The sequence below is a fragment of the Cytobacillus oceanisediminis genome (assembly GCF_004366035.1).
GTDB classification, from domain to species: Bacteria; Bacillota; Bacilli; order Bacillales; family Cytobacillaceae; genus Cytobacillus; species Cytobacillus oceanisediminis_C.
Window position 1 is genome coordinate 76,972 of record NZ_SOEE01000011.1, and the last position, 20,040, is coordinate 97,011.

At 37.2% G+C, this 20,040-nt stretch carries 23 protein-coding genes; 19 read left to right on the plus strand and 4 right to left on the minus strand.

Annotated elements, in window-relative coordinates:
• Positions 1–8: 8 nt before the first annotated feature.
• From DFO72_RS23855 to DFO72_RS23890, 10 genes are all read left to right on the plus strand, one after another.
• On the plus strand, positions 9–1,535 hold the full coding sequence (locus DFO72_RS23855) for an ATPase, T2SS/T4P/T4SS family (protein WP_243856258.1): 1,527 nt from the start codon (positions 9–11) through the stop codon (positions 1,533–1,535).
• On the plus strand, positions 1,528–2,511 hold the full coding sequence (locus DFO72_RS23860; RefSeq protein ID WP_113885159.1) for a hypothetical protein: 984 nt from the start codon (positions 1,528–1,530) through the stop codon (positions 2,509–2,511). The genes DFO72_RS23855 and DFO72_RS23860 overlap by 8 nt, the downstream gene beginning before the upstream one ends.
• Before the next feature lie 98 nt (positions 2,512–2,609).
• Positions 2,610–3,443, plus strand: coding sequence for a hypothetical protein (locus DFO72_RS23865; RefSeq protein ID WP_243856259.1), 834 nt, complete (start codon positions 2,610–2,612; stop codon positions 3,441–3,443).
• A 27-nt stretch (positions 3,444–3,470) separates the two neighbouring features.
• Positions 3,471–3,614, plus strand: a complete 144-nt coding sequence (locus tag DFO72_RS29695) for a hypothetical protein (protein ID WP_166672552.1) — start codon at positions 3,471–3,473, stop codon at positions 3,612–3,614.
• An 11-nt stretch (positions 3,615–3,625) separates the two neighbouring features.
• The gene (locus DFO72_RS29700; RefSeq protein WP_166672553.1) at positions 3,626–3,778 is read left to right on the plus strand and encodes a hypothetical protein; all 153 of its coding nucleotides are present in this window, start codon (positions 3,626–3,628) and stop codon (positions 3,776–3,778) included.
• 27 nt (positions 3,779–3,805) lie between these two features.
• A complete protein-coding gene (locus DFO72_RS23870; protein ID WP_113885160.1) occupies positions 3,806–3,985 on the plus strand; it encodes a hypothetical protein in 180 nt (59 codons plus the stop codon).
• Positions 3,986–4,040: 55 nt separating this feature from the next.
• The gene (locus tag DFO72_RS23875; protein ID WP_243856260.1) at positions 4,041–4,424 is read left to right on the plus strand and encodes a hypothetical protein; all 384 of its coding nucleotides are present in this window, start codon (positions 4,041–4,043) and stop codon (positions 4,422–4,424) included.
• 11 nt (positions 4,425–4,435) lie between these two features.
• Positions 4,436–4,933, plus strand: coding sequence for a peptidase M23 (locus tag DFO72_RS23880; RefSeq protein WP_113885161.1), 498 nt, complete (start codon positions 4,436–4,438; stop codon positions 4,931–4,933).
• Between the two features lie 358 nt (positions 4,934–5,291).
• Positions 5,292–6,329: a hypothetical protein gene (locus DFO72_RS23885; protein ID WP_113885162.1), complete on the plus strand. Its 1,038-nt coding sequence runs from the start codon at positions 5,292–5,294 to the stop codon at positions 6,327–6,329.
• Positions 6,330–6,331: 2 nt separating this feature from the next.
• Entirely contained in the window at positions 6,332–10,093 is a 3,762-nt protein-coding gene (locus DFO72_RS23890; protein ID WP_113885163.1) for an Ig-like domain-containing protein, read from the plus strand.
• Positions 10,094–10,144: 51 nt separating this feature from the next.
• On the opposite strand, the gene DFO72_RS23895 is transcribed toward DFO72_RS23890, so the two are convergent.
• The 3 genes from DFO72_RS23895 to DFO72_RS30165 all read right to left on the minus strand — a co-directional run bounded on the left by DFO72_RS23895 (position 10,145) and on the right by DFO72_RS30165 (position 10,974).
• Positions 10,145–10,336 (minus strand): hypothetical protein, encoded by a 192-nt coding sequence (locus tag DFO72_RS23895; RefSeq protein ID WP_113885164.1) that lies wholly within the window; start codon positions 10,334–10,336, stop codon positions 10,145–10,147.
• Positions 10,337–10,618: 282 nt separating this feature from the next.
• A complete protein-coding gene (locus tag DFO72_RS30160; protein ID WP_243856261.1) occupies positions 10,619–10,777 on the minus strand; it encodes a hypothetical protein in 159 nt (52 codons plus the stop codon).
• The gene (locus DFO72_RS30165; RefSeq protein ID WP_309472980.1) at positions 10,774–10,974 is read right to left on the minus strand and encodes a helix-turn-helix domain-containing protein; all 201 of its coding nucleotides are present in this window, start codon (positions 10,972–10,974) and stop codon (positions 10,774–10,776) included. The genes DFO72_RS30160 and DFO72_RS30165 overlap by 4 nt, the downstream gene beginning before the upstream one ends.
• Positions 10,975–11,511: 537 nt before the next feature.
• Here DFO72_RS30165 and DFO72_RS23905 point away from each other — a divergent pair.
• The 8 genes from DFO72_RS23905 (at position 11,512) to DFO72_RS23940 (ending at position 18,158) form a co-directional block, all read left to right on the plus strand.
• Positions 11,512–11,847: a hypothetical protein gene (locus DFO72_RS23905; RefSeq protein WP_243856262.1), complete on the plus strand. Its 336-nt coding sequence runs from the start codon at positions 11,512–11,514 to the stop codon at positions 11,845–11,847.
• A 293-nt stretch (positions 11,848–12,140) separates the two neighbouring features.
• Entirely contained in the window at positions 12,141–12,671 is a 531-nt protein-coding gene (locus tag DFO72_RS23910; RefSeq protein ID WP_113885503.1) for a hypothetical protein, read from the plus strand.
• On the plus strand, positions 12,671–13,090 hold the full coding sequence (locus tag DFO72_RS23915; RefSeq protein ID WP_113885504.1) for a hypothetical protein: 420 nt from the start codon (positions 12,671–12,673) through the stop codon (positions 13,088–13,090). The genes DFO72_RS23910 and DFO72_RS23915 overlap by 1 nt, the downstream gene beginning before the upstream one ends.
• Positions 13,091–13,107: 17 nt before the next feature.
• The gene (locus DFO72_RS23920; RefSeq protein WP_113885505.1) at positions 13,108–13,488 is read left to right on the plus strand and encodes a hypothetical protein; all 381 of its coding nucleotides are present in this window, start codon (positions 13,108–13,110) and stop codon (positions 13,486–13,488) included.
• A gap of 1,043 nt (positions 13,489–14,531) precedes the next feature.
• Positions 14,532–14,687 carry a YvrJ family protein gene (locus DFO72_RS23925; RefSeq protein WP_113885506.1) on the plus strand — a complete coding sequence of 52 codons (156 nt, stop codon included), beginning with the start codon at positions 14,532–14,534 and terminating at the stop codon, positions 14,685–14,687.
• Between the two features lie 149 nt (positions 14,688–14,836).
• Positions 14,837–15,445: a sigma-70 family RNA polymerase sigma factor gene (locus DFO72_RS23930; protein WP_113885546.1), complete on the plus strand. Its 609-nt coding sequence runs from the start codon at positions 14,837–14,839 to the stop codon at positions 15,443–15,445.
• Entirely contained in the window at positions 15,442–15,693 is a 252-nt protein-coding gene (locus tag DFO72_RS23935) for a helix-turn-helix domain-containing protein (protein ID WP_113885507.1), read from the plus strand. The genes DFO72_RS23930 and DFO72_RS23935 overlap by 4 nt, the downstream gene beginning before the upstream one ends.
• A gap of 161 nt (positions 15,694–15,854) precedes the next feature.
• On the plus strand, positions 15,855–18,158 hold the full coding sequence (locus tag DFO72_RS23940; RefSeq protein ID WP_113885508.1) for a glycoside hydrolase domain-containing protein: 2,304 nt from the start codon (positions 15,855–15,857) through the stop codon (positions 18,156–18,158).
• Between the two features lie 68 nt (positions 18,159–18,226).
• On the opposite strand, the gene DFO72_RS23945 is transcribed toward DFO72_RS23940, so the two are convergent.
• The gene (locus tag DFO72_RS23945; protein ID WP_113885509.1) at positions 18,227–18,766 is read right to left on the minus strand and encodes a hypothetical protein; all 540 of its coding nucleotides are present in this window, start codon (positions 18,764–18,766) and stop codon (positions 18,227–18,229) included.
• A gap of 190 nt (positions 18,767–18,956) precedes the next feature.
• On the opposite strand from DFO72_RS23945, the gene DFO72_RS23950 reads away from it, so the two are divergent.
• Positions 18,957–19,556, plus strand: a complete 600-nt coding sequence (locus DFO72_RS23950) for a hypothetical protein (protein ID WP_113885510.1) — start codon at positions 18,957–18,959, stop codon at positions 19,554–19,556.
• The last annotated feature ends 484 nt before the right edge of the window (positions 19,557–20,040 follow it).

The window sequence follows — 20,040 nt, forward strand, 5'->3', positions numbered from 1 at the left end:
GGTTATCGTTGAAGCAAATTGAAATGGAATTGGGAGTCGAAAAAGAATTTAGTTCTTCTGATTGGTTGGCAGAGACCGTTCAAAAAAAAGGGTTAAAAGTGAATTACATTACAACCTTTGCGAGAAAGAGGTCCTTTAAGGATATCTGCCAAAAGGTTCGGGAGCAACTTAATGACATTATTGTAGATGAATCCGTTTCAGAATTTAACAGAGAAAAAGGAAAAGACCTCGATGAAGTACACTACAATGAAAATATTTGGTTGGAACGGCAGCATAAAGCAGTAATTGGTGATGCACAAGCCATGTCTTACTTTATTACGAAGATCAATGAAGTTTTACAAACCGAGAATATCACCACTAATGAGTATCCTCGCTTTTATGATTCCCTTGCTGAAGCTATCTTTCATGAAGTATGGGGAGTCAGTATCCTTCACAAATGGGACAAGCTTCCGAATAGTGAAGCGGCCGTCATACGTGGAAAAGAACTTTGGCTTGATATTGATGGTCAATTTAAAAAACAAATAGAGGAATTTGAAAATGTAGAGGCTGTTGAACGAATAAAAAGGGCTTTTACTATGAGGGTCAAAGATGCGGTTATTAATGAGCAAACACCGGAACTTGAAATAGAAAGAGAAGACGGAAGCCGTATCACTATGATCCAAAGACCAAGAGGGAAAGAAAATTACATCATGTTCCGCCGCTTTGTTGTAAAAAATATGAGTCTTGAGGAACAAGCTAATTTAGGAACTATTCTTGAAGATGATATTCCCTTGTTTCGTGCATTATCCAGGGTAATGGCAAACACCATCTTTGCCGGCCGTGTCCGGTCCGCTAAATCGACTTTTATGAAATCTATGTTGAGAGAACGGGATTCCAGCTATGTTGCTGCTGTTATGGAGAAGCACTTTGAGTTGGATTTATCCAAGCAATTTAAAGACCGGCTTATCTTTGAAATTCAAGCCAAAGAAGGCGATCTCCACCATGCTGTCCCAAGACTGCTAAGAATGGAGCACGACTATATCATTGTTGGAGAAATACGAAGTCTTGAAACTGAAGGCTATCTCCAAGCTTGTGAACGTGGGGAAAGGGGAGCATTTTCGACCTATCACCTTACATCTGTAGAAAATGTGGCACCGCAGATTACCCGACATATTTTAGATGAGTTTCCGAATCGGAACTTTGCAAATGAATTGGAACGTGTAGCGCGTAATATTGACATTATTGTAACCATGAGCGCGGATCGAGATAGGAGAAGAAAGCGAGTTATTGGAGTCACCGAAATCATTTGGGATGAAGATAAAAGGGCTCACCGGACACAAGATTTAGTTCGATATAGTCCTGTAACAGATAAATATTACTACTCTTCTAATATCACAAAAGATTTATTGACTCTTATGGCAGCTGAAAGTCTAGAAGATACAAAAATTCTCATTAAGCATTTAAAAGATAAAGAAAAAAAATCACCAATGAAGGATTACTTAAAAATAAAGGATCAAATTATAGATACTCTTTTGGGAGAGAATCTAGATGGATAGCATCTTACACTGGATATGGCAAATTGGCGTAAATTACTTTCTATATGCAATTCTTCTCTGCCTGTCATTATGGACTGCTAAAACAATTATGCAGTCATCAATAAAAACGAAGGTAAATGAGTGGAATTACAAATATAGGATCCGGAAGGTTAAAACAAAAGCTGTTTTGTCTAGAACTCACGAATATAAAAATCCCCTTTTAAAACATCTTAACCTATTAATAAAAACAAATAGTGAAGAAAGGAATGAAAACAGTGTAGAAATTTTCCTTATTCTTTCAACACTATTAGGGGTTTTATCAGGAGTTTTTATCCTATTCGTTTTTGGAGATATTTTTGTATCAGTGATGTTTGGCTTTCTATTACTTTTAATCCCTTATTTATTCTTAAGGTTAAAACTTAATAAAATACGGTATCTCATGAGTTTGGAATTTCTGAACATTGTACAAAAACTTACTCAAAATTACAATACAATGCATAACGATATGTATCATGCTTTATCTGAAACTCAAAAAGATATTAGGAGTCCAGAATTAAGGAAAGTAATCGTTAAGTTAATTTCTGATCTTCAGGTCTCAAGAAATGAGTATGAATTGCGTGAAAGTGTTCAGGTATTTACTTATACAGCAGGGACAAACTGGTCCAAACGCTTAGGAAGTATTATTTTAAAGGCTTACCTATATAACGAAAAGGTTCTTAATGCCTTAATGGTATTAACAAAGCAGATGGAAGAAACAGAAGAAATGTTAGAAGAAGAAAAATCTCAAACAATGGATTCTGTTTACAATGGATATTTAACCATTCCGGTTTTTATTGGTTCGCTTATCCTTGGGTACTATTCTTCTGGTGCCCAGGATTGGTGGAAACTGCAGTTTGGTAGCCAATGGACAATCCTACTATTTTCAGTTTGTTTATTAGGAGTTGTTTTCTCCATTATTATTTCGGCATTCCTGAAAAGGCCGAAAAATGACTTATAAGAAGAGGAGTGTTACCCCTGGCTGAGACAATGTTCTTTAAATATCTTCCGTATGTAATGTATACACTCTCTTTTCTTTTATCATGTTTAGCCGGTGTATTGGTTTATACAGGATTAAGTTCACAAGCAGAAAGAGTACAAACCCGAATCCGTTTCAGAAGTAGCTTAATAAAGAATAAAGAGAAGCTTATTTATAGTTCAAAAGAAACTAAAGCAGAGGAATGGCTTAAGCTTGCTCAGTATCCTTTAGGTATTAATGGTTTGAAATACTATCTTGTTACTTTTGGACTCATCCTTTTCCTAACTACATACTACGTAATTCTCCCGATTCTCATTAATGGGGGAGCGCAAAAATTAACAATGGTAGCAGCTGTTATCATCTTATTACTTGCTCTCCTGGCTGCACCAAGCAACCCATATTCTTTGTTTGTTTATTTGATGAAGAGAGTTATCGAATACCACCAAGCAAAAAAGCACGCGGAAGTTTTTATGTTATATGACTTACTAATTAACGAGATTGAAATGATGAACATCAGCAGGATCAATACCTATAATATCTTGCGAAATATTAAACCCTACTTCGTTGTTTTGGACAAACCACTCACAAAACTTCTTACTTCCTGGAGTAACGATGAAGGACCAAAAGCAGCGTTAGAGCAGTTTGAAAAAGAGCTTAATTCAAAAGAGTCCCAGGCGTTAATAGGTGTTATTAAAAATTTAGATGACTTAGACAGAAAAACCGCTTTGGGACATTTACGAGGAATGCATAATATGTTTGTTCGTTCGCAAATTGAAAACTATCGAAGAAAGAGAAAAATTACTACTGATCTATTAGGAATTCCCATTAAAATAACTCATTTTCTGATAATCCTTAATTTCCTTGTAGTAATCGTAACAATGGTATCAGTTATTTTGAAATCTTCCCGAATGTAATATACCTAAAAATCCTTTAAGGAGGTGATGTCGATAAATACTTCTCTAAGCACATTTATGAAAATTGCCATCACTGCAGTAGTGATAAGCGCTTTTATTTTCGGAGCCATGTTTACTGATATGAGCATCCTTTCAGACTCCATTGCTGATTACATAACAAATAGTGGATAGGGAGAAAAGGCATGAATAAATCATTAGCCACTTTTATGTTAATGGCAGCTATCGTAATTCTTATCACAGGACTTCTCTTTGGAGTTGCCTATGATTCTTTGAAGCAAAAAAATGAGTATCACGAAGAAATGCTGAAAACTGAGCACCAAATAAAATTTAAATAAATTAGTTATTATTGGAGGAATTTAAACATGAATCAAACTTTATCCACCTTCTTAAAAATTGCAGTAACGGTAGTATCTATCAGCGCTTTCCTATTCTTTATCGGCTATAACATGATTGGATCCGAAACAACCAATTATTCAAACGATATTACTGGAGCAAATAGCAATCTCCCAAGCGGAGCTGGTAATACAACTAATACTCCTTGACATCAAAAATTATGGGCAGGGGGAGATTAACCTCCCTCTTGTCCAAATGGAGGTTATGAAATTGTCCAAAACATTAGGAGAATGGATGACACTTTTTATTGTCATTAATATTATGTTTGCTCCAATCCTGGCTTACTTGGATAGCCTGCATAGAGAGGCAGTAGAAGTAGTTCTCACTGAAGGTGCAAAGAAAGCCTCGATAGAAGGCCGCTTCACTCCCGCTATTATTGACGAAATGAAAGATACTTTAGTAGATAGGTATAACTTTGATGAATCAAAAATAAGGGTAACAGCCACACAATCTTTAACACCCCGTAACCAATATATAGAAGCAAGTATCGAAGCCCCAAGAAGTTTTATTTTTATCCTAGATATTTTTAATCAAGGTCCAAGTACTTTTAAAAAGGAAACGAAAATCTTAAGTGAATATATTAATTAGGAGTTATTTGTATGGCCACTACACTTAGAACCATTCTATTTATTCTCTTATTCGCATTTATAACTCAAATCCAATTTAATCTCGATGCTGACAAAACAGCTACAAGGCAACTTAAAAACGCCCTAGAGTTAGCTGTTCATGATGCTGCCTTAGCTGTCAATCCTGAGCAGCTGGGAAATGGGAGAATTGTTTTTGATCAGGATAAGGCCATAGACAATCTTAAATCCAGCTTGGAAAAAAATTTAGATATTAAAAGTGGTTCCGGATTTGTTTATACACCAAATAAAAATTCTTTTTATAAGAATGATATATTTCTTTTGCATCTTGAATTTATAGATGATAGTTATCCAAGGACCTATCCTTTTACTTACGTTAATGACCAATTCAAGATTATGGAAACGGTTGATGGTCCTAGTGTCATAGCAGTTATTAGTACTGAAAGCCCCCGCTGGTTTGTCGGAGATTCGAGCTTTATAAGGCAGGCAGCGGTTTATGAATATAAAAAATAAATAATGGCTCTTATTTAATTGACCCATAATACCCATATGTATTATGATTAAATTAATATATGGCTAACGGGAAAAACCCGAATGAATGATTGAACTTATTCAATCGTTTGTTCGGGTTTTTTTGTATTCATATCAAATCAATGTTTGAAAAGTCTTCCAAAATTTAATATAATAGTCTCAAATGTTAGCTTTTACTATTTTATTGCATCTCCTACTTTGGAGTTAGCGGATTCACAAAAAGAGCGGTTCTTTGGGACTTAAGGTTTACAAGGATAATAGTATTTATTTACTATTGCCTAAAAACCTCTACCAAAGAGCCGTTTTTGTTTTTGTGAAAAAAAATATAGGGGGAAGACACATGTTGAGACAAAAGAATTCAACTAAAATTGAGGAAAAATCTCGAGGAAGAAGGGGAAGACGAATGAGAAAATTTATGAAGGCAACGTTAGCAACACTATTAGCTGCAAATATAGGAGGGATCTTTCAAAGTAATTCCGTAGAAGCAAGTTCAAAGGCTAGTTGCAGTATGACAATTCAATCGGATATTCATACAGAAAACAACTGGGCAAATGCAACCGGTCCCTGCAATGGGTTGGTTAACGGCTTTTATTCTGCAAGCGCTAATAACTTTCATGTTGTTGGCCACGTTACTACTGAAGTAACAAGAAGCGGCCAAAAGTTCACAATATCTATCTTCGAGGAGCCTTTTCAAGCGGAACTAACTGTAACAACTATCTTGAAGGCGAAACCGAAACCAGAGCCTAAGCCTGAGCCTAAACCAGAACCAAAGCCACAGCCACAGCCTAAGCCTGAGCCAAAACCACAACCACAACCAAAGCCAGAACCGAAACCTCAGTCTAAACCTGAGCCTAAGCCACAGCCTAAGCCAGAGTCAAAACCGACAACGAAGCCGGTGTCTAAACCTACAGAAACTCAAAGTCAAACAAATAAGACATCAACTTCATCTAATAGCGGTGGAAGCAGTAAAAACACTTCAACAAATACCGCAACAACAACAAAGGCAAAAGGCAATGAGGAAAATTCTAAATCAGTCACTGAAAATCAAGTAAAAGAGGTGGCGAATGCCTCAACCAAACCTTCTGGAGATAAAGAAAACTCCAATGATGAAGAAGCAAAAGAAAAAGTTGATAGCAAATCTGAAGATGAAAAGTCATCTGAAGATTCTATAAATCAAGATGAGGATAACGGTGGTGATGGAGAAGAAAAATCACTTCAAACAGAAGAAAAAATTAATAGTCAATCTGCTTTAAAAGATGTTTCCAGTGATAGCAACACAAATTCTAGTAACAATAAAATTTGGGTTGGCTTTTCCTTATTAATCTTAATGGCGATTGGAGGAGTTATTTGGTTTTTCAAATTTAGAAAGGTGAGATAGATTTGAATCGTATCAAATTCAAATTAATAGCATTTCTATTCTTTTTACTTGTAGGGGGAAGTATTTTCTTCCTCCCCTCTGCAAGTTCCGCTGAATATTCTCCATTTGATGTTCCAAGTACAGTAAGAAGTGGGTGGAATAAAACGCCTGGTGGGAAATATTACAAAGAGAACACCGGGAGAATGCTCATTTACGATGTATATTACAACAAATATATATCTGGCGGACAACGTATCGTTAACAAGAATTTTAACGGCACGGGAACACAACCTTATTTAGAATTTAGAGGCTGGTCAGTAATTTTTGGACATAAACGGCATTTAAGTTCTAATAACGAAACCTACATCGCAGCTCAAAAAGTTGCTGGTAGTGGAGCCGGGGCAATAAAAATATTTAAAGCACAGCAACGAGGATTATATGCTACCGAAGATCTTGAGTACAATAACCAAGGATCTGGTATCTATAACGAATGTTCCGCTTCAACAACGAATACTCCAAACTATGATTGTAATATGCGTTATGAAAGTGTAGGATTTGATGCTTATTTACCTCTTAATGAATTATTCCCTGACGACAGTAAAGATGCTGTTTGGTCCCTCTATCTAATAAAAAAGGTAGACTCTCATATTGTCTATACACCTCTAATAGTTCCTTTTGATTTTTCAAATAGAGATTTTAAATATGGGAGCATTTCTTTATCTAGCGGACAAAACACCAATAAACTGACGATGAATACCGATGAAGTTTTAAGGCGTTCCAAACCACGTGAAGCAGCTGCAAGTGTACGGGATGAGTTAGGGTCTGATCGTTACTTTACAAACAATACGACTTATACTCGTGTTGATTCGGAGGAATCTCAAACAGCTGTATGGTATGGAGTAAGGAGCCCTAAAGATAGCAATAAAACCAAATGGGCTGCCACTTCTTATTGGCGCTTTTCAGGAGATCAGGCCAGAATATCATATATTACTGAAAACGATCCACCTGAACATATTGCCGATAGTATCACTAATCATCGTTATCGAGATGGCAGTAATCATTGGGTTCAACCTAATGATACGGTGACTGTAATGCTCCGCCAATACGATAAAGAATCAGGAAATAAAAAGCAGTTCTTAAGAATACTTGGAAGTGGGGTTGAGGTTCGAGCACGACATGATTTCTTTGATGCCACTAACCATAACTACCATTGGGTCAAAAGTAATCATTTAGTAATTGAAGCAGCAAAAAGGACTGAAAATACCAAGTATGGAAAAGTCGAATGGAGTGTCACTCCTAAAACACATGGCCATACATATGACGTCCAGTACCATTACACTGATAATGTGGGAAATGCTGTAGGATATGATACTGGCTCAGGAAATACCGGTCTTAAATTAAGTGTTGATGGCGTCGCTCCGACTAATATAACAAACAGTCTTACAGGGGCAAGATATATTAACGGAAATGATTATTGGGTAAGAGAAAATGAATCAGTAACCATTACATTAAGACAGAGGGACCCTCATTCCGGAAACAAATACCAATATCTTAGATTATTAGGAAGTGGGGTTGAGGTTAGATCTCGCCATGATTTCGCCGCTGCTTCAGATTATAACAACCATTGGATTAAAAGTAACCACCTTGTTATCGATGAAGCTAATAGGACCGAAAATACTGATTATGGTACTGTGAAATGGAGTGTTACCCCAAAAACACATGGACATAATTACGATATCCAATATCACTATTTTGATAATGTAAACAATGGTAGAGGATACGATACCGGTGAAGGAGACACAGGTATGAATTTACGTGTTGATAGCGTTTCTCCTTCTCATATATCGCATAGCTTAACCGGTGCCAAATACGTTAACAATAATGTTTATTGGGTAAACTCTGATGATAAAGTCACAGTACAATTGAGGCAGCATGACGGTGATTCTGGAAATAAGCGACAATATTTACGTTTGGCAGGCAACAATATCGATGTGCGTTCCAGCCACTATTTTAGTGAAAGTACTAATCACCAGGACTCGTTCTTTAAAAGTTCACACGCAGTTATTGAAGCGGCTAACAGACAAGAACAAACAGGTTATGGAAAAGTGAATTGGACTGTGGTACCCAAAACACACGGCCACCTTTATGATATCCAATATTATTATCAAGATAACGTCGACAATATTAGCAATGTTGTAATCGATGAAGCGGCTAAAGGTTACCAATCTACAAATATGAAACTTGGCGTTGATGATGCAGGTCCAGTTATTCAATACCGAAATAATGAAGATACAGCTGATTTTTCTAATAGAGATTGGAGCAAGGAGAGCATTAAGGTTCGACTCAAATTTAACGATGCTCATTCTGGTTATAAAAGATCCCGATATGTCTGGACACAATCCTCTAGTACTCCAACTGAATCGCAGTGGTCTTCCTGGTCAACCAACTCAAATTATGTAGTAACGAAATCAGGAAAAGGGCAATGGTACCTTCATGTACAATCTGAAGATTATGTTGGTAACGTGTCCACTACGTATAAAGGAGCTTATAAGTTCAATAACCCTCCAGTAGCTGGGTTTAATACAGATAAAACAACCTATTGTCGTGATGGAACCATTAAGGTTACTTCGACTGCCACTGACCCGGATGGAGACCCACTGACTTACCATTATGTGCTTGTAAAAGCAGATGGCACTAAGGTAACCAGTACTTCCGTTAATCCTTCTTTTACTGGATTAGATAAGCCTGGTACCTTTACTATTACTCAAACCGTAAAGGATCCTGAAGGGGCAACAGATAGCATTACAAAATCGGTAGAAGTCGTGAATAGACCGCCTACTGCAGGATTCAAAACCGATAAAGCAAAATATTTTACCAATGAATCAATTAAAATTACATCTACTGCTTCTGATATTGATGGTGATAAATTAACATACGTTTATGAGTTAACGAAGCCTGATGGCAGTAAAGTTATTTCTTCCGCTGCTAATCCGACGTTTAATGGTTTGCAATTAATTGGTGTTTATACCATAAAACAAACTGTTAAAGATACTTATAACGCTACAGACACCATCACTAAAACAATCGAAGTGGTTAACAGACCTTCAACAATTACATTGACGTATGACCCAAGTGATCCTTATGAAGGAGATGCAATTAATGTCTGCATGAGGGTTCATGATTCTGATGGTCATAAGATGGATGTGAAAATCTTTATTACAGAAGAGGGAACAGCGGAAAAGACTGTACTTACTAAAACAAAAGTAGTCTCCGATACCGAACATTGCTACAGCTTTGTTTCCAAACATAAGAAATATATATTCCGGGCAACCTCCGATGACGGATATGATGAGACTGAGGTTACAACCTGGGTGAATGTAAAACCTCTAACCCTAAAAGGTTACGTCAAACACACCCCAGATTGGCACAATAAACACCAGTCATTAGGTCACAAAGATAATCAGTTCTATAGCGGAGAAAAATTCTTGTTAGAAGCTGATGTTTCACCATACCCAATCGAATATGTTAAAAGTACACTAAAGGCAACACAGGCTAATTCTGTATCAATTAACAGAACAGTCAGACTAGGAAAAACTACCTCAATTCTTTATAAAGGAGAGTTGTATGACCCTGCTTTTATAGAATACCCAACAAATATAAAGCCAGGGCCGGCTATCTTTGAATTTGAAGTAAAGTATACAAACGGGGTTATCAAAAAAGACAGTGTACCAATAGAAATTCTTGCAGATTCTTATAAAGCGTTTAAGCTTCATAGAAAGTATTAATCAATAAAGAAACTCCACAGCTACCAAATGTAGCAATGGAGTTTTTTCTTTTTATACATAATTTTTCTTTTCAAGTTTAGGCTTTGGTGTAACAATCAGAGGTGGGAGAATTTCATCGTCCTTAGCAGTTGTAATGTTCTCAGAATTATTAAGAATATCTATAGAGTAATTCGCTTCAGTTGAGCAGCCGCTCATTAGCAATCCGATAGTAATAGAAAAGGTTACAAGCAATTTCCTATTCATGGTGACACTCCTTTTTTTTGGTTAGGTTTGATTTATTAAGAAATTCTCTTGAATACGCAAAATATTTAGCAGCATTTTTATATTATTCATTAGCATAATAGTGCTCCCCCAGAAACAGACAGTAATTAGATAAGGAAAAATATTTTTTTCCATTTCCAACGCTGGAACTACTTTAGAGAACAATAATTTCTGTAATTCTTCATATTTATCAAGCAATAATAGATTATAAAAGTTAAATTCTAAATAAAACTGATTTTTTAAGTCAGGGTGTTTAATCAACAATTAAAAGCCTTTTTGAACTAGCTGAAATGCCTCTTTATTGTTATTTCTTTTTTGTAGTTCCTTAACTAAAGAAAGGATAGTTTGAACGTGAACATAAGGGGTCAATTGATCTTCCTTACTTAAAATTTCTTGAAAAAGATCAATTGCTTTATCTATCAAAATTCTTGAATCTCTCTTTCTCCAAATTCATTGTTAAGAGTGCTATCCTCAATACCTAATTTCTTAATTAATAAATTTTTAATTTCTTCACTCGGGTAAATGACTCCGTTTTCTATCTTAGATAGATATGAAATCGAACAATTTCCCTTTGCTAGTTCATTTTGGTTTATTTTCTTTATTGTTCGTACATATTTAATCTGTTGGCCAAAGGTAAACTTCTCAAATTTTTTTAGTTGTTTTCCACTTTTATTGAATAACTAATTGAAATATCTATGAAAATGCAGTAGGTATATTGAACGGGAACTGATATTGTTAAAAAAATTAGAGGGTAAGTATCAAATGTGCATAAAATCCTAAGAAATTTGTTACAAGAAAATATTTACTCTAGACAAGGATAAATGTATTATAAATTAGCCATTCTAGTTTAACATTTTATGTATATCACGAACTTGTGTTCGCTATTAAGAAAAGGAATTTTTTAGTATACTTTATTAAACAAAAGTATCTTAAATTTTATGGAACCTTATATTATTAGGGGGAATAATTAGCTTAAGATAAAGTAGAGTATCATCAGGTTTATCCTACTGATCATTTAAAAATCCAGATAAATCAATTGGAAAATAACCACTGATAGCAACTGTTTTTAAATTTGTACTCTAATTTATTGTGGAAAAATACAATTAAACCTGCATTCATCTTGTAAATTAAAACTAAGAAAATCTATAGTTAAAGGGATGATAGAATTGAAACAAGAAGTCATTTTAAATGTACTGTTTTATATAAAGAGAACAATTTTTAGAAATGAAGAAAATAATAACCTTATTGAACTCATTTATATAACAAAAGAGGAAAAAGAAATAAAGAACGGTATTTCTCTTACTACTCCTGAAATTTTGACATCTTATATTAATGAATTTAATGAACAAAATCTAACAGGGTTAAATTTGTCTTATGAGGAAGGGGTAGACCAACAAGTATACATTACAAAAGAAGAAGCTGAGTACTTACTGGAGATTTCTGCAGATGAACAAAAGTTTGTGGAAGCTTGTCATAACATTTTAAAAGCTTGAACTAGGATGGTGAGAAATGGTAAAATCAAACTATAGTTTTTATTGATTTTGTCATTTTATTGCAACCATTTTTAGGTTAGCGGGTCCTTATATAAAACATATGCGTCCTTTGGGATGATCTAGAAAGCACTATTTTTGTGTTTATTTTAGAACATTCTAAAGGGCGTTTTTTGTGTTTTAGAGGGGGCCCATTAGAATCATTAAAACTATAAAGTAAAAACTTTATGGAAGGGTTGTGTTGTTAATGTTTACAACAAAGGCTAATTTTTTCTGGCGAAATGGAGGAGATTGTTATGTTTAAGTTAACATGCTTTGCTCCGATTGAGCCTGAACAGTTAGGAAAAGCTTTAAAGGGTATCCACTTCAAACAGGTGAGAAATGGATTTGAATGGGCTATTGATGGTTCAACTTTTCGTATTGAGTCATTTGAAAACCAGCCTAGAACTTCGCTGGAAGGGTATCGAATTACATTTAATTGTGATTTATCTGGAGGGTTGTATTTATTTGATCTATCTTTAGGATGCCTCGGTGCATATGTAACAGGGATTGAATTTATACTTGAACATCCATCAATGTTCCATGCTAATTGGATGAAAGAGATGCGTAAAAGGCCATCATTTAAAATGATAGATGCCAGAGGGCTATTTTTCAAAGATGGAATTAACATTGTTCTAGTAAATGACTCAGTGACAATTAAAATTCATAGCAGAAAAAATAAAAAACTAATATTGGCGGATTGTATAAAACAGATTGATCTTATTCGGGAAGAACTGCAGCCGAATGATTTCAATCTGTTTTCGTTTCAAAGGGATGATATCGCATAATGGTTGAGTTTTACACTAAAGATGCAACGCAGTTTATTGTTACTTCTGAAAAGATCTATCGAAATGGTGAAGTCGTAATTCAGGGCAATATTCATATTCATCATCTCATATTAAATGAGCCAGCGTGGATTGATGTTCAGCAAGGAGAAGATAAACCACCCATTTTTCTTAAACTTGATAAAGTATCGGCTGTATTACCTAGCCAGGAATTCTTTAACGGGGATAGGTGCCATCGGAATGCTTACCAGGTTTCCTTCTATGTTCATAAAACAGAGGGTTGGGTCATGAAAAAGGAAGTATTATCAGCTGTTAATGATATGCATGTTCGCCAAATTTTAAAGGCTAAACATGGTAGAGATATTCGTTCAGTTTCTTCTGAGCTTTTACAATCTAAAACTGAACTTTCAATTACTTATTAACCTGGAGGGGATTAAAAATGGAATCAATTATTTATAGAGTTTTACTAAGCGGCCATAAGTTTGCTAAGGATGTAATTGTGAATGAGGATAATCTGTGTAGCTTTCTTCATACGATACGAAATTGTCCATTAGTTGTAGTTATGGGACCTGAAAATACTATATCTCTACGCATAGAACATGGAAACATTATTGGAGACGAAAAGATCAAAAACCAACTGCAGGAGATTGAACATGCAGAACAAGCGGGAAACTGGAGACCTTTATCTCTGTACCAAATCTCTTACTATTGTATACTTCATGAAACCGTTTACTTATATGCAGAAAACCAGGAACAAGCCAAGAAAGTTTTCTTAACTTGGTCAATTTTTGAACCAGAGGTCATTGTTTTAGTGGCTTAATCTTAGAACTCCATACTCCCTTTCTAGTGGGGAACTTATTCTCAGGTTCCCAATACTAGATAAGGGAACCTAATGGAGTGAAAGAAATGAGTAGAATACCAGCTGCAAGATTAATGGAAAAGTTCATTGAGGATGGACACTACCCAGAGTTTAAAAAAACTGAGGGGACGTATTCTGCCTCATCATTTCGATATCCATATACAAAATACCTTTTACCTTCGTCTTGGCGGTAATCCACCTTTAAAACATTATATGATTGTTTGATAATTTCAAAATTAAATTCCATCTAATCACCTCATCAATATATTTTCCGAAAAATAGAAAAAAATCCATGATGAAATTAATTTGGCAGAGCAAAGAACTGAGAAGAGTTCCTTGGTTCTTTTTTGCTTTCTTTAATTATACAGGGTTCAATTTGGCTTCTCTTTTGTTATTACCCAAGTACAAAATACCGATCATAAAAAAGTTTTGCCGAACGGTTGTGAAAAGGAACCGCCATGGCTCTTTATGATTACGTAACCAAAACAATTAAGGAGTGTGGAACAAAATGGCATGTAAAGAAACGTATCCAGGTATCTGTTCAAGTGAAACAAGGGTGACCGTCTGCGGTTCATCTTACTCAGCAAGTGCCATCTCTGGCAGTGTCCGTGTGAATACCCCATGTACATTCAAATACACGATGACATTGCAACGATGGGATCATAATATCGGGCAGTGGTTTGATTCAGGATCACGCACCGGATACAGTAACGATGGGATCTCCCAAACATTCAATTTATCTAGGAACAATTTTGACTATCGCCTAAAAGTAGAGCCAAATGCGTCTGGTGCTCGCGTTTGCTATTCGCCAGTGTTTAGACACTAAGCGCCTGCTATTCCCAGCTGAGTGACGACACAAGAATATGAAAAGGAACCTCTCATGTGATTTTTTGCCTGGGAGGTTTTTTATATAAAAAAAATCGTGTTAAGGGTTGTAAAATCTAGTGCCGAACGTTCTTTATCTACTAGGTAGGAAAAAAATAAGCATAAAGAGAGGATTTTTTATGAGTACAATCGATATTCCTTTATGGACTACTATTCTGGGCAACTTTGGATTCCCTATTGTGATTACGATCTACCTCTTTTTGAGGTTTGAGAGGAAATTGGAAAAGTTAGAAGAAGTCATACTGAAATTAGCGGAGGTCATAAACAAAAATTAGGAAAAATGAAATCGTCTGCGTAAATTCTCCAAAATTATACAAAATTTTGGTACAATTTAAGAGAGGTAAAGCTAGTCAAATAGGAAAGACCTATTTTTTTTGGTCTTTAATACGAACATACGTTCCGGACAGGGGGGGGGCGTTTGAAAATGCGCAATTTATCGACGGATTTGACAGGGTATTTGAAGGCGAACGAAGATCAATTGAAAAACTCTATCATTCATTCATTTTTGGCCATTCCGGAAAATATGGAGCTATTAAAACAGTTAATTGAAGACCCAACCGATCATTTAATCCATCAATTAGATGAATCGTTTAAGGAATTTTACTTTCGGATCAGGTTTACTAGCTATCTATCTAAGACCATTCATTTTCACTCCATCAACTTTGATAAGAGGCATAGGCAAAATGCCGATAGGTTTAGATTGATCTTGGATAAACCTTTGAGCAGCGAAACAGAAACATCATTCCTCGATGTGCTGGCGACAACAGAGTTCAAGAACGAACTTAGTGAGATTGAGATGTCATTCGGGATCGAGGATCAGCTTACGAATTATTGGCTATACGAGGGGTATCGGCAATTGACGGAAAATCAGCGCCAAATTATAAGTTTGGCCTATCTTCATGGTTTGACCGACTCAGAGATAGCCCATAAATTAAACCGATCCCAGCAGGCGGTTTCAAAAAGTCATGCGAGGGCTTTGAAGAAAATGAGAGATTTTCTCGAAACGGCAAGTAAGAGGGAGGAACATATATGAGAGATAGTTTATACACGCTTGTAAAACGATCCAAGACGGATGTTCAATCAATGAATAGGGTTATCGAGATGTTTTCCCCGAAAATCCTATCTTCCCTGAACCAAACCAACCATCAGGATAGGGAAGATTTATCGCAAGAGATCAAAATGAAATTGTTGCTTTGTATAAAAAATTTTGATGTGGAAAACACTCCAGGCTATTTTCAAGTGATGGAGCAACTCAAAGAACGAGACGTTACGCAGCGATGAATCATACATGAGATTTGGGGGACGGGAAAAAAATTGTTTAAACGGGTTGTATTTATCCATGGGAGTCTTTCTCTATTAAGTAGCTGTTCATAGGAACGTGGGGAACGCTTCCCCGAAGTTCCTATGAGTAAGTACAAACTAAAACGAAGGAGTGTTTGGATATGGATTTAATGGTCTTAATGGTTCAAGAATGGGTCAACAGCACATATGGAGGACGAAACGGTTATGTGCCAGCTCCGGAAAACGGAAAAACAGGGTGGTCAACGGTATATGCCCTCACGCGTGCCCTGCAGATTGAATTGGGGATTGGAACCCCGGCCGACAATTTTGGACCTGGTACAAGTTCCGCTTATAAGGCTTGGGGTGAAATGGAATTAGGGAAAGTACCCGAAACGACGAAAGGGAAAAATATCGTTCAAATCCTACAGGGGGCTTGTTATTGCAAAGGTTATGATCCAGGCCGCTTCCATGGAATTTTTGATGAGAACTTAAAGAATGCCGTGATTCGACTGCAAACCGATGCGGGATTGCCCGTTCGTAACGGAAAAGTATATGATTACGTGTTTAAAGCGTTCCTGACCATGGATGCCTATGTTCTGACAATCGGCGGCGATCCTAGAATTCGGCAAATGCAGCAGGAATTGAATAACAAATATTATACAACGTCCGGCGTGCAGCCATGTGACGGCCATTATCAAAGAGGAACGAATAGAGCGTTGATCTATGGCATTCAAACAGAAGAAGGGATTGAGCCAAGCCTTCAAACAGGCAGCGTGGGTCCGACGACCAGGGACCGATTGCCGACATTAAGTTTAGGTAGCAGTGGCAACTTTGTTAAGTTGCTCCAATATGCCCTCTATGTGAACGGGTTTGACCCTGGAGCCTTTAGCGGGATTTACGACAGTGCCGTCAGACAAGCCGTACTGAGTTTTCAAAGTTTTTGCATGTTGCCTGCTGATGGTGTCACTGGAAAGCAAACATGGCTTTCCGCTTTAGTGAGTACCGGGGATTCAACCAGAAAAGGCACCGCTTGTGATTGTGTAACCATGATTACCCCTGCGCGGGCAGAAGCACTAAAAGCGGCGGGGTATCAGACAGTGGGGCGTTACTTAACGAATGTGCCTAATTCCTCGTTAAATAAAAAAATTCAACCGGGTGAGCTGCAGAACATTTTCAATGCTGGATTGACAGTCTTCCCGATTTATCAAACTATAGGGAGTTATTTGGACTATTTCAGTCTTGAACAAGGTCGCATTGACGCTCAGGCGGCGTTGAATGCCGCCAGGGAGTATGGCTTCTTGAAGGGTACAACCATTTATTTTGCTGTGGATTTTGACGTCCTTGGTCACGAAATAACAGAGAATATCATCCCTTATTTTATTGGGGTGAACGAGAGAATGAGTAATCTTGGGGGTATTTATAAAATCGGGGTTTACGGACCAAGAGCGGTTTGTATCCGAGTTTCTGCGCAAGGGTTGGCCACAACAAGTTTTGTGAGCGGCATGTCCACTGGATATAGTGGTAACCTTGGTTACCCCCTCCCTGGGAACTGGGCTTTTGACCAAATTTCCACTATTTCGATCGGTTCTGGTACAGGCCAAATCGAAATTGACAACAATATCAAGTCTGGCAGATACAATGGGGAAAGCAAAGTAGACCCTCAAGCTCAATACCCTGACAATCCAGACATGTCGAACCACGTATTCTTTGATTTAGTGGATAAAATCTATGATATTGCGTTTGATCACACGGGTGGGGATATTCCAGAGGCAAATATACTCGTATGCCAATATCTGAGAGGAAAGCGTTATTTTGGATCTCTTTGGAATATGGCAGCTGGTTTTTTGGATGACGAATTTATGGCTAAGGTAGATAGTCAATTAAATAACCCACCCATTAATGAAATCTACGATCCAAAATTTAAGGTCGATATAGGTGTTTATCATTTAGCAGCCACCCTGAATAGTGTTTTACATCATGGAACGATCAATAAGGCCATTGTGGATTTTGCTGGTTGGGCCGGGGATTTGGTTGACGCTGCTGGGACATCTGCGGTTGCAGAGGGTTTCGACTCAGCTTATGACGCAGCATTACACCTAATTGGGCATCTCGATGAAACCAAGAGTAGGTTTTCAATGACCGATTTTATAGGGGATGTGGATGCGGTGAACATCGGAAATATGCTCCTCAATATCCCGCAGCCAATAAATAGTTTATTGCGACATTACTATGAAGATAGATATAAAGTACGGTTCAGTCTGTTCTTTGAAAGCCGATTCTCGGGAGACCCTAATGTAGTACAATCTCAAAGCACGTACGTACTGACATCGGATGAGGCGGGTATGTTGGAGATTCGAAGGCTTTTCATGTTTGCATTCGAGACTCCTGGTTATTCGATTGAGCAAGGAGAAGAAGTGGCTAGGGCCTTCAAGGACATCCTTGTTCGGCTATCAAACGAAGAATAGAGTTCTCGAATCAAAAAGGCTAACCACCATATGGCGGTTAGCCTTTCTTCTTTGAATTTGGCGTCGAGTTAATCGTTTTGGTATTGCAATTCAATCGTTTTAAACTGGTGCTTATAATTAAAAGCATAATGGACGATTAATGTATTGGGTGACTCCCATTCCAATTCATAGGCCCCTTCCGAAAATGGTTTGTATTCCCGATCGACATCGAGCCTGGTCTTGGTCAAAGCGGTCATGAATAAGCCTGAATTGGAAATCTGGTAAAGTTTGACATACCCTTTTTCGATTACCACAAATTTTTCGCTTTGATCGGGTGACGAGAACGTGGTGTATTTGGTTTCCATGAGCAGATTCGGTGCGCTAGTCACTAAGATGAAAAAGATCCCAACCCCTATCGCCATCCATTTCATCCCTTTATCCGTTAACATATATACCGCTGAAATGACGGCTGCAATAATGAGCAAGGCGCTTATGGTATGATGCCCGATGCCTTTGGATGGCGGCCCTAGTTGAAAGTAAACACCCTTTGTATTCATCACCAATTGTATGAGCAGAAGGAATACACTGACACCAAGGCCAATGATGGCCATCTTATTACGTTTGATCATTTGATTTAACCCTCCCTTACCTTTGAGAACCTATCGCACAAAGTATATCATAATTAAGTTCAAAACATTGCGAGAACTCTTGTAGATGGTTGGAAAGACGAATATAATGGATATGTGAAATATTAGAAGATTGCCATCATCCATTTTAGAAGAATGCGGGTCATGGTTTCTGTTAAAGGGAGGACTGTTTTTGAAAATCATTAAAATCGGATTGGTCGGTATGTTAGTAGCCGGATTGTTGACGGCATGTAATGGAAATGACGCTAAATCGGTTGCGAAAACGGACGATCAGCCAGCCGCGGTTGAAAATGATACGGTTGAATTTTCTCCGGAAGCAAAAGAATGGATTGCTGAAATGGCGGCGGAGTTCAATCGGGCACCGGAGGAAAGTTTTGATGAATTAAAGCAAGAAGATGTTGGATTTGTTTATTATACAAAAGCCAATGATCTCTATGAAAATATGCAGCACTATATTGATGACAAAAATGAAAGTTTCGATGAGGACTTTGCCAACTTGCGAATGCTTGCAGCTGGAATAAGCCATGATCAATTTGAACGGACCGCCCATATCGATGATACGGGGAAAGAAAAGGACAACCTTGAACATGCTGAGGATTGGAAACCCGTACCGGCAAGCATGGAGACGGCGTATCAATACATGGGACAATTACTCAACGATTTGGACGTTGCCATCAATAAGGGCGGCAAAGGGAATTCTTTTGGAGTGTCACACTTAACGAATGGTGACAAGGTGAATGAACTGGAGTCGTTTATAAAACAGGACAGCTGATAAAAAACACCTTTCTTTGGAGAGGTGTTTTCTTTTCGCCGTTAGTCGAATCACTATTTATCTTTGAAAGTTACAAAAGAACCGGACAGAGTTTCTGTACCGGTTTTCGTACACCTGTATGACCATAGCGACCGACTGTATGCCTGGTATTCTCCTTCTGACTTAAATACGTGTTTGATGTTTTTTTGTGAGTCACTTGACCTGTAAATAGAGTTGAGCCACGCTGAAAACTTATTTCTCATTGGTTTCATAAAAAAAGTGTACGTTAAAACCAGGCTGAGGTTGGGTTATGTTTTTGTCGAAAATGAGAATATCTATCAATACAGGCCTATGTATCTACAAATTTCACGGTATATTTTAAAATTGTGTTAATTAATAGGAAAAAGGAGGAGATGAGTATATGGAAAAACAAATGATTTCGGTGTTGGTTTTTGCAGTAGCTCTGACAACCCTTAAATACTATAAAACTTATATAGGAGTATCT

What these genes read in the sequence shown, in the direction of transcription:
- DFO72_RS23905 (WP_243856262.1), top strand. Translation starts at nt 11,512, where the DNA reads ATGATAGAATTGAAACAAGAAGTCATTTTAAATGTACTGTTTTATATA.
- DFO72_RS23925 (WP_113885506.1), top strand. Translation starts at nt 14,532, where the DNA reads ATGAGTACAATCGATATTCCTTTATGGACTACTATTCTGGGCAACTTT.
- DFO72_RS23915 (WP_113885504.1), top strand. Translation starts at nt 12,671, where the DNA reads ATGGTTGAGTTTTACACTAAAGATGCAACGCAGTTTATTGTTACTTCT.
- DFO72_RS23860 (WP_113885159.1), top strand. Translation starts at nt 1,528, where the DNA reads ATGGATAGCATCTTACACTGGATATGGCAAATTGGCGTAAATTACTTT.
- DFO72_RS23935 (WP_113885507.1), top strand. Translation starts at nt 15,442, where the DNA reads ATGAGAGATAGTTTATACACGCTTGTAAAACGATCCAAGACGGATGTT.
- DFO72_RS23920 (WP_113885505.1), top strand. Translation starts at nt 13,108, where the DNA reads ATGGAATCAATTATTTATAGAGTTTTACTAAGCGGCCATAAGTTTGCT.
- DFO72_RS23885 (WP_113885162.1), top strand. Translation starts at nt 5,292, where the DNA reads ATGTTGAGACAAAAGAATTCAACTAAAATTGAGGAAAAATCTCGAGGA.
- DFO72_RS23930 (WP_113885546.1), top strand. Translation starts at nt 14,837, where the DNA reads ATGCGCAATTTATCGACGGATTTGACAGGGTATTTGAAGGCGAACGAA.
- DFO72_RS23910 (WP_113885503.1), top strand. Translation starts at nt 12,141, where the DNA reads ATGTTTAAGTTAACATGCTTTGCTCCGATTGAGCCTGAACAGTTAGGA.
- DFO72_RS23940 (WP_113885508.1), top strand. Translation starts at nt 15,855, where the DNA reads ATGGATTTAATGGTCTTAATGGTTCAAGAATGGGTCAACAGCACATAT.
- DFO72_RS23875 (WP_243856260.1), top strand. Translation starts at nt 4,041, where the DNA reads ATGAAATTGTCCAAAACATTAGGAGAATGGATGACACTTTTTATTGTC.
- DFO72_RS23895 (WP_113885164.1), bottom strand. Translation starts at nt 10,336, where the DNA reads ATGAATAGGAAATTGCTTGTAACCTTTTCTATTACTATCGGATTGCTA.
- DFO72_RS23945 (WP_113885509.1), bottom strand. Translation starts at nt 18,766, where the DNA reads ATGATCAAACGTAATAAGATGGCCATCATTGGCCTTGGTGTCAGTGTA.
- DFO72_RS29695 (WP_166672552.1), top strand. Translation starts at nt 3,471, where the DNA reads ATGTCGATAAATACTTCTCTAAGCACATTTATGAAAATTGCCATCACT.
- DFO72_RS23870 (WP_113885160.1), top strand. Translation starts at nt 3,806, where the DNA reads ATGAATCAAACTTTATCCACCTTCTTAAAAATTGCAGTAACGGTAGTA.
- DFO72_RS23880 (WP_113885161.1), top strand. Translation starts at nt 4,436, where the DNA reads ATGGCCACTACACTTAGAACCATTCTATTTATTCTCTTATTCGCATTT.
- DFO72_RS29700 (WP_166672553.1), top strand. Translation starts at nt 3,626, where the DNA reads ATGAATAAATCATTAGCCACTTTTATGTTAATGGCAGCTATCGTAATT.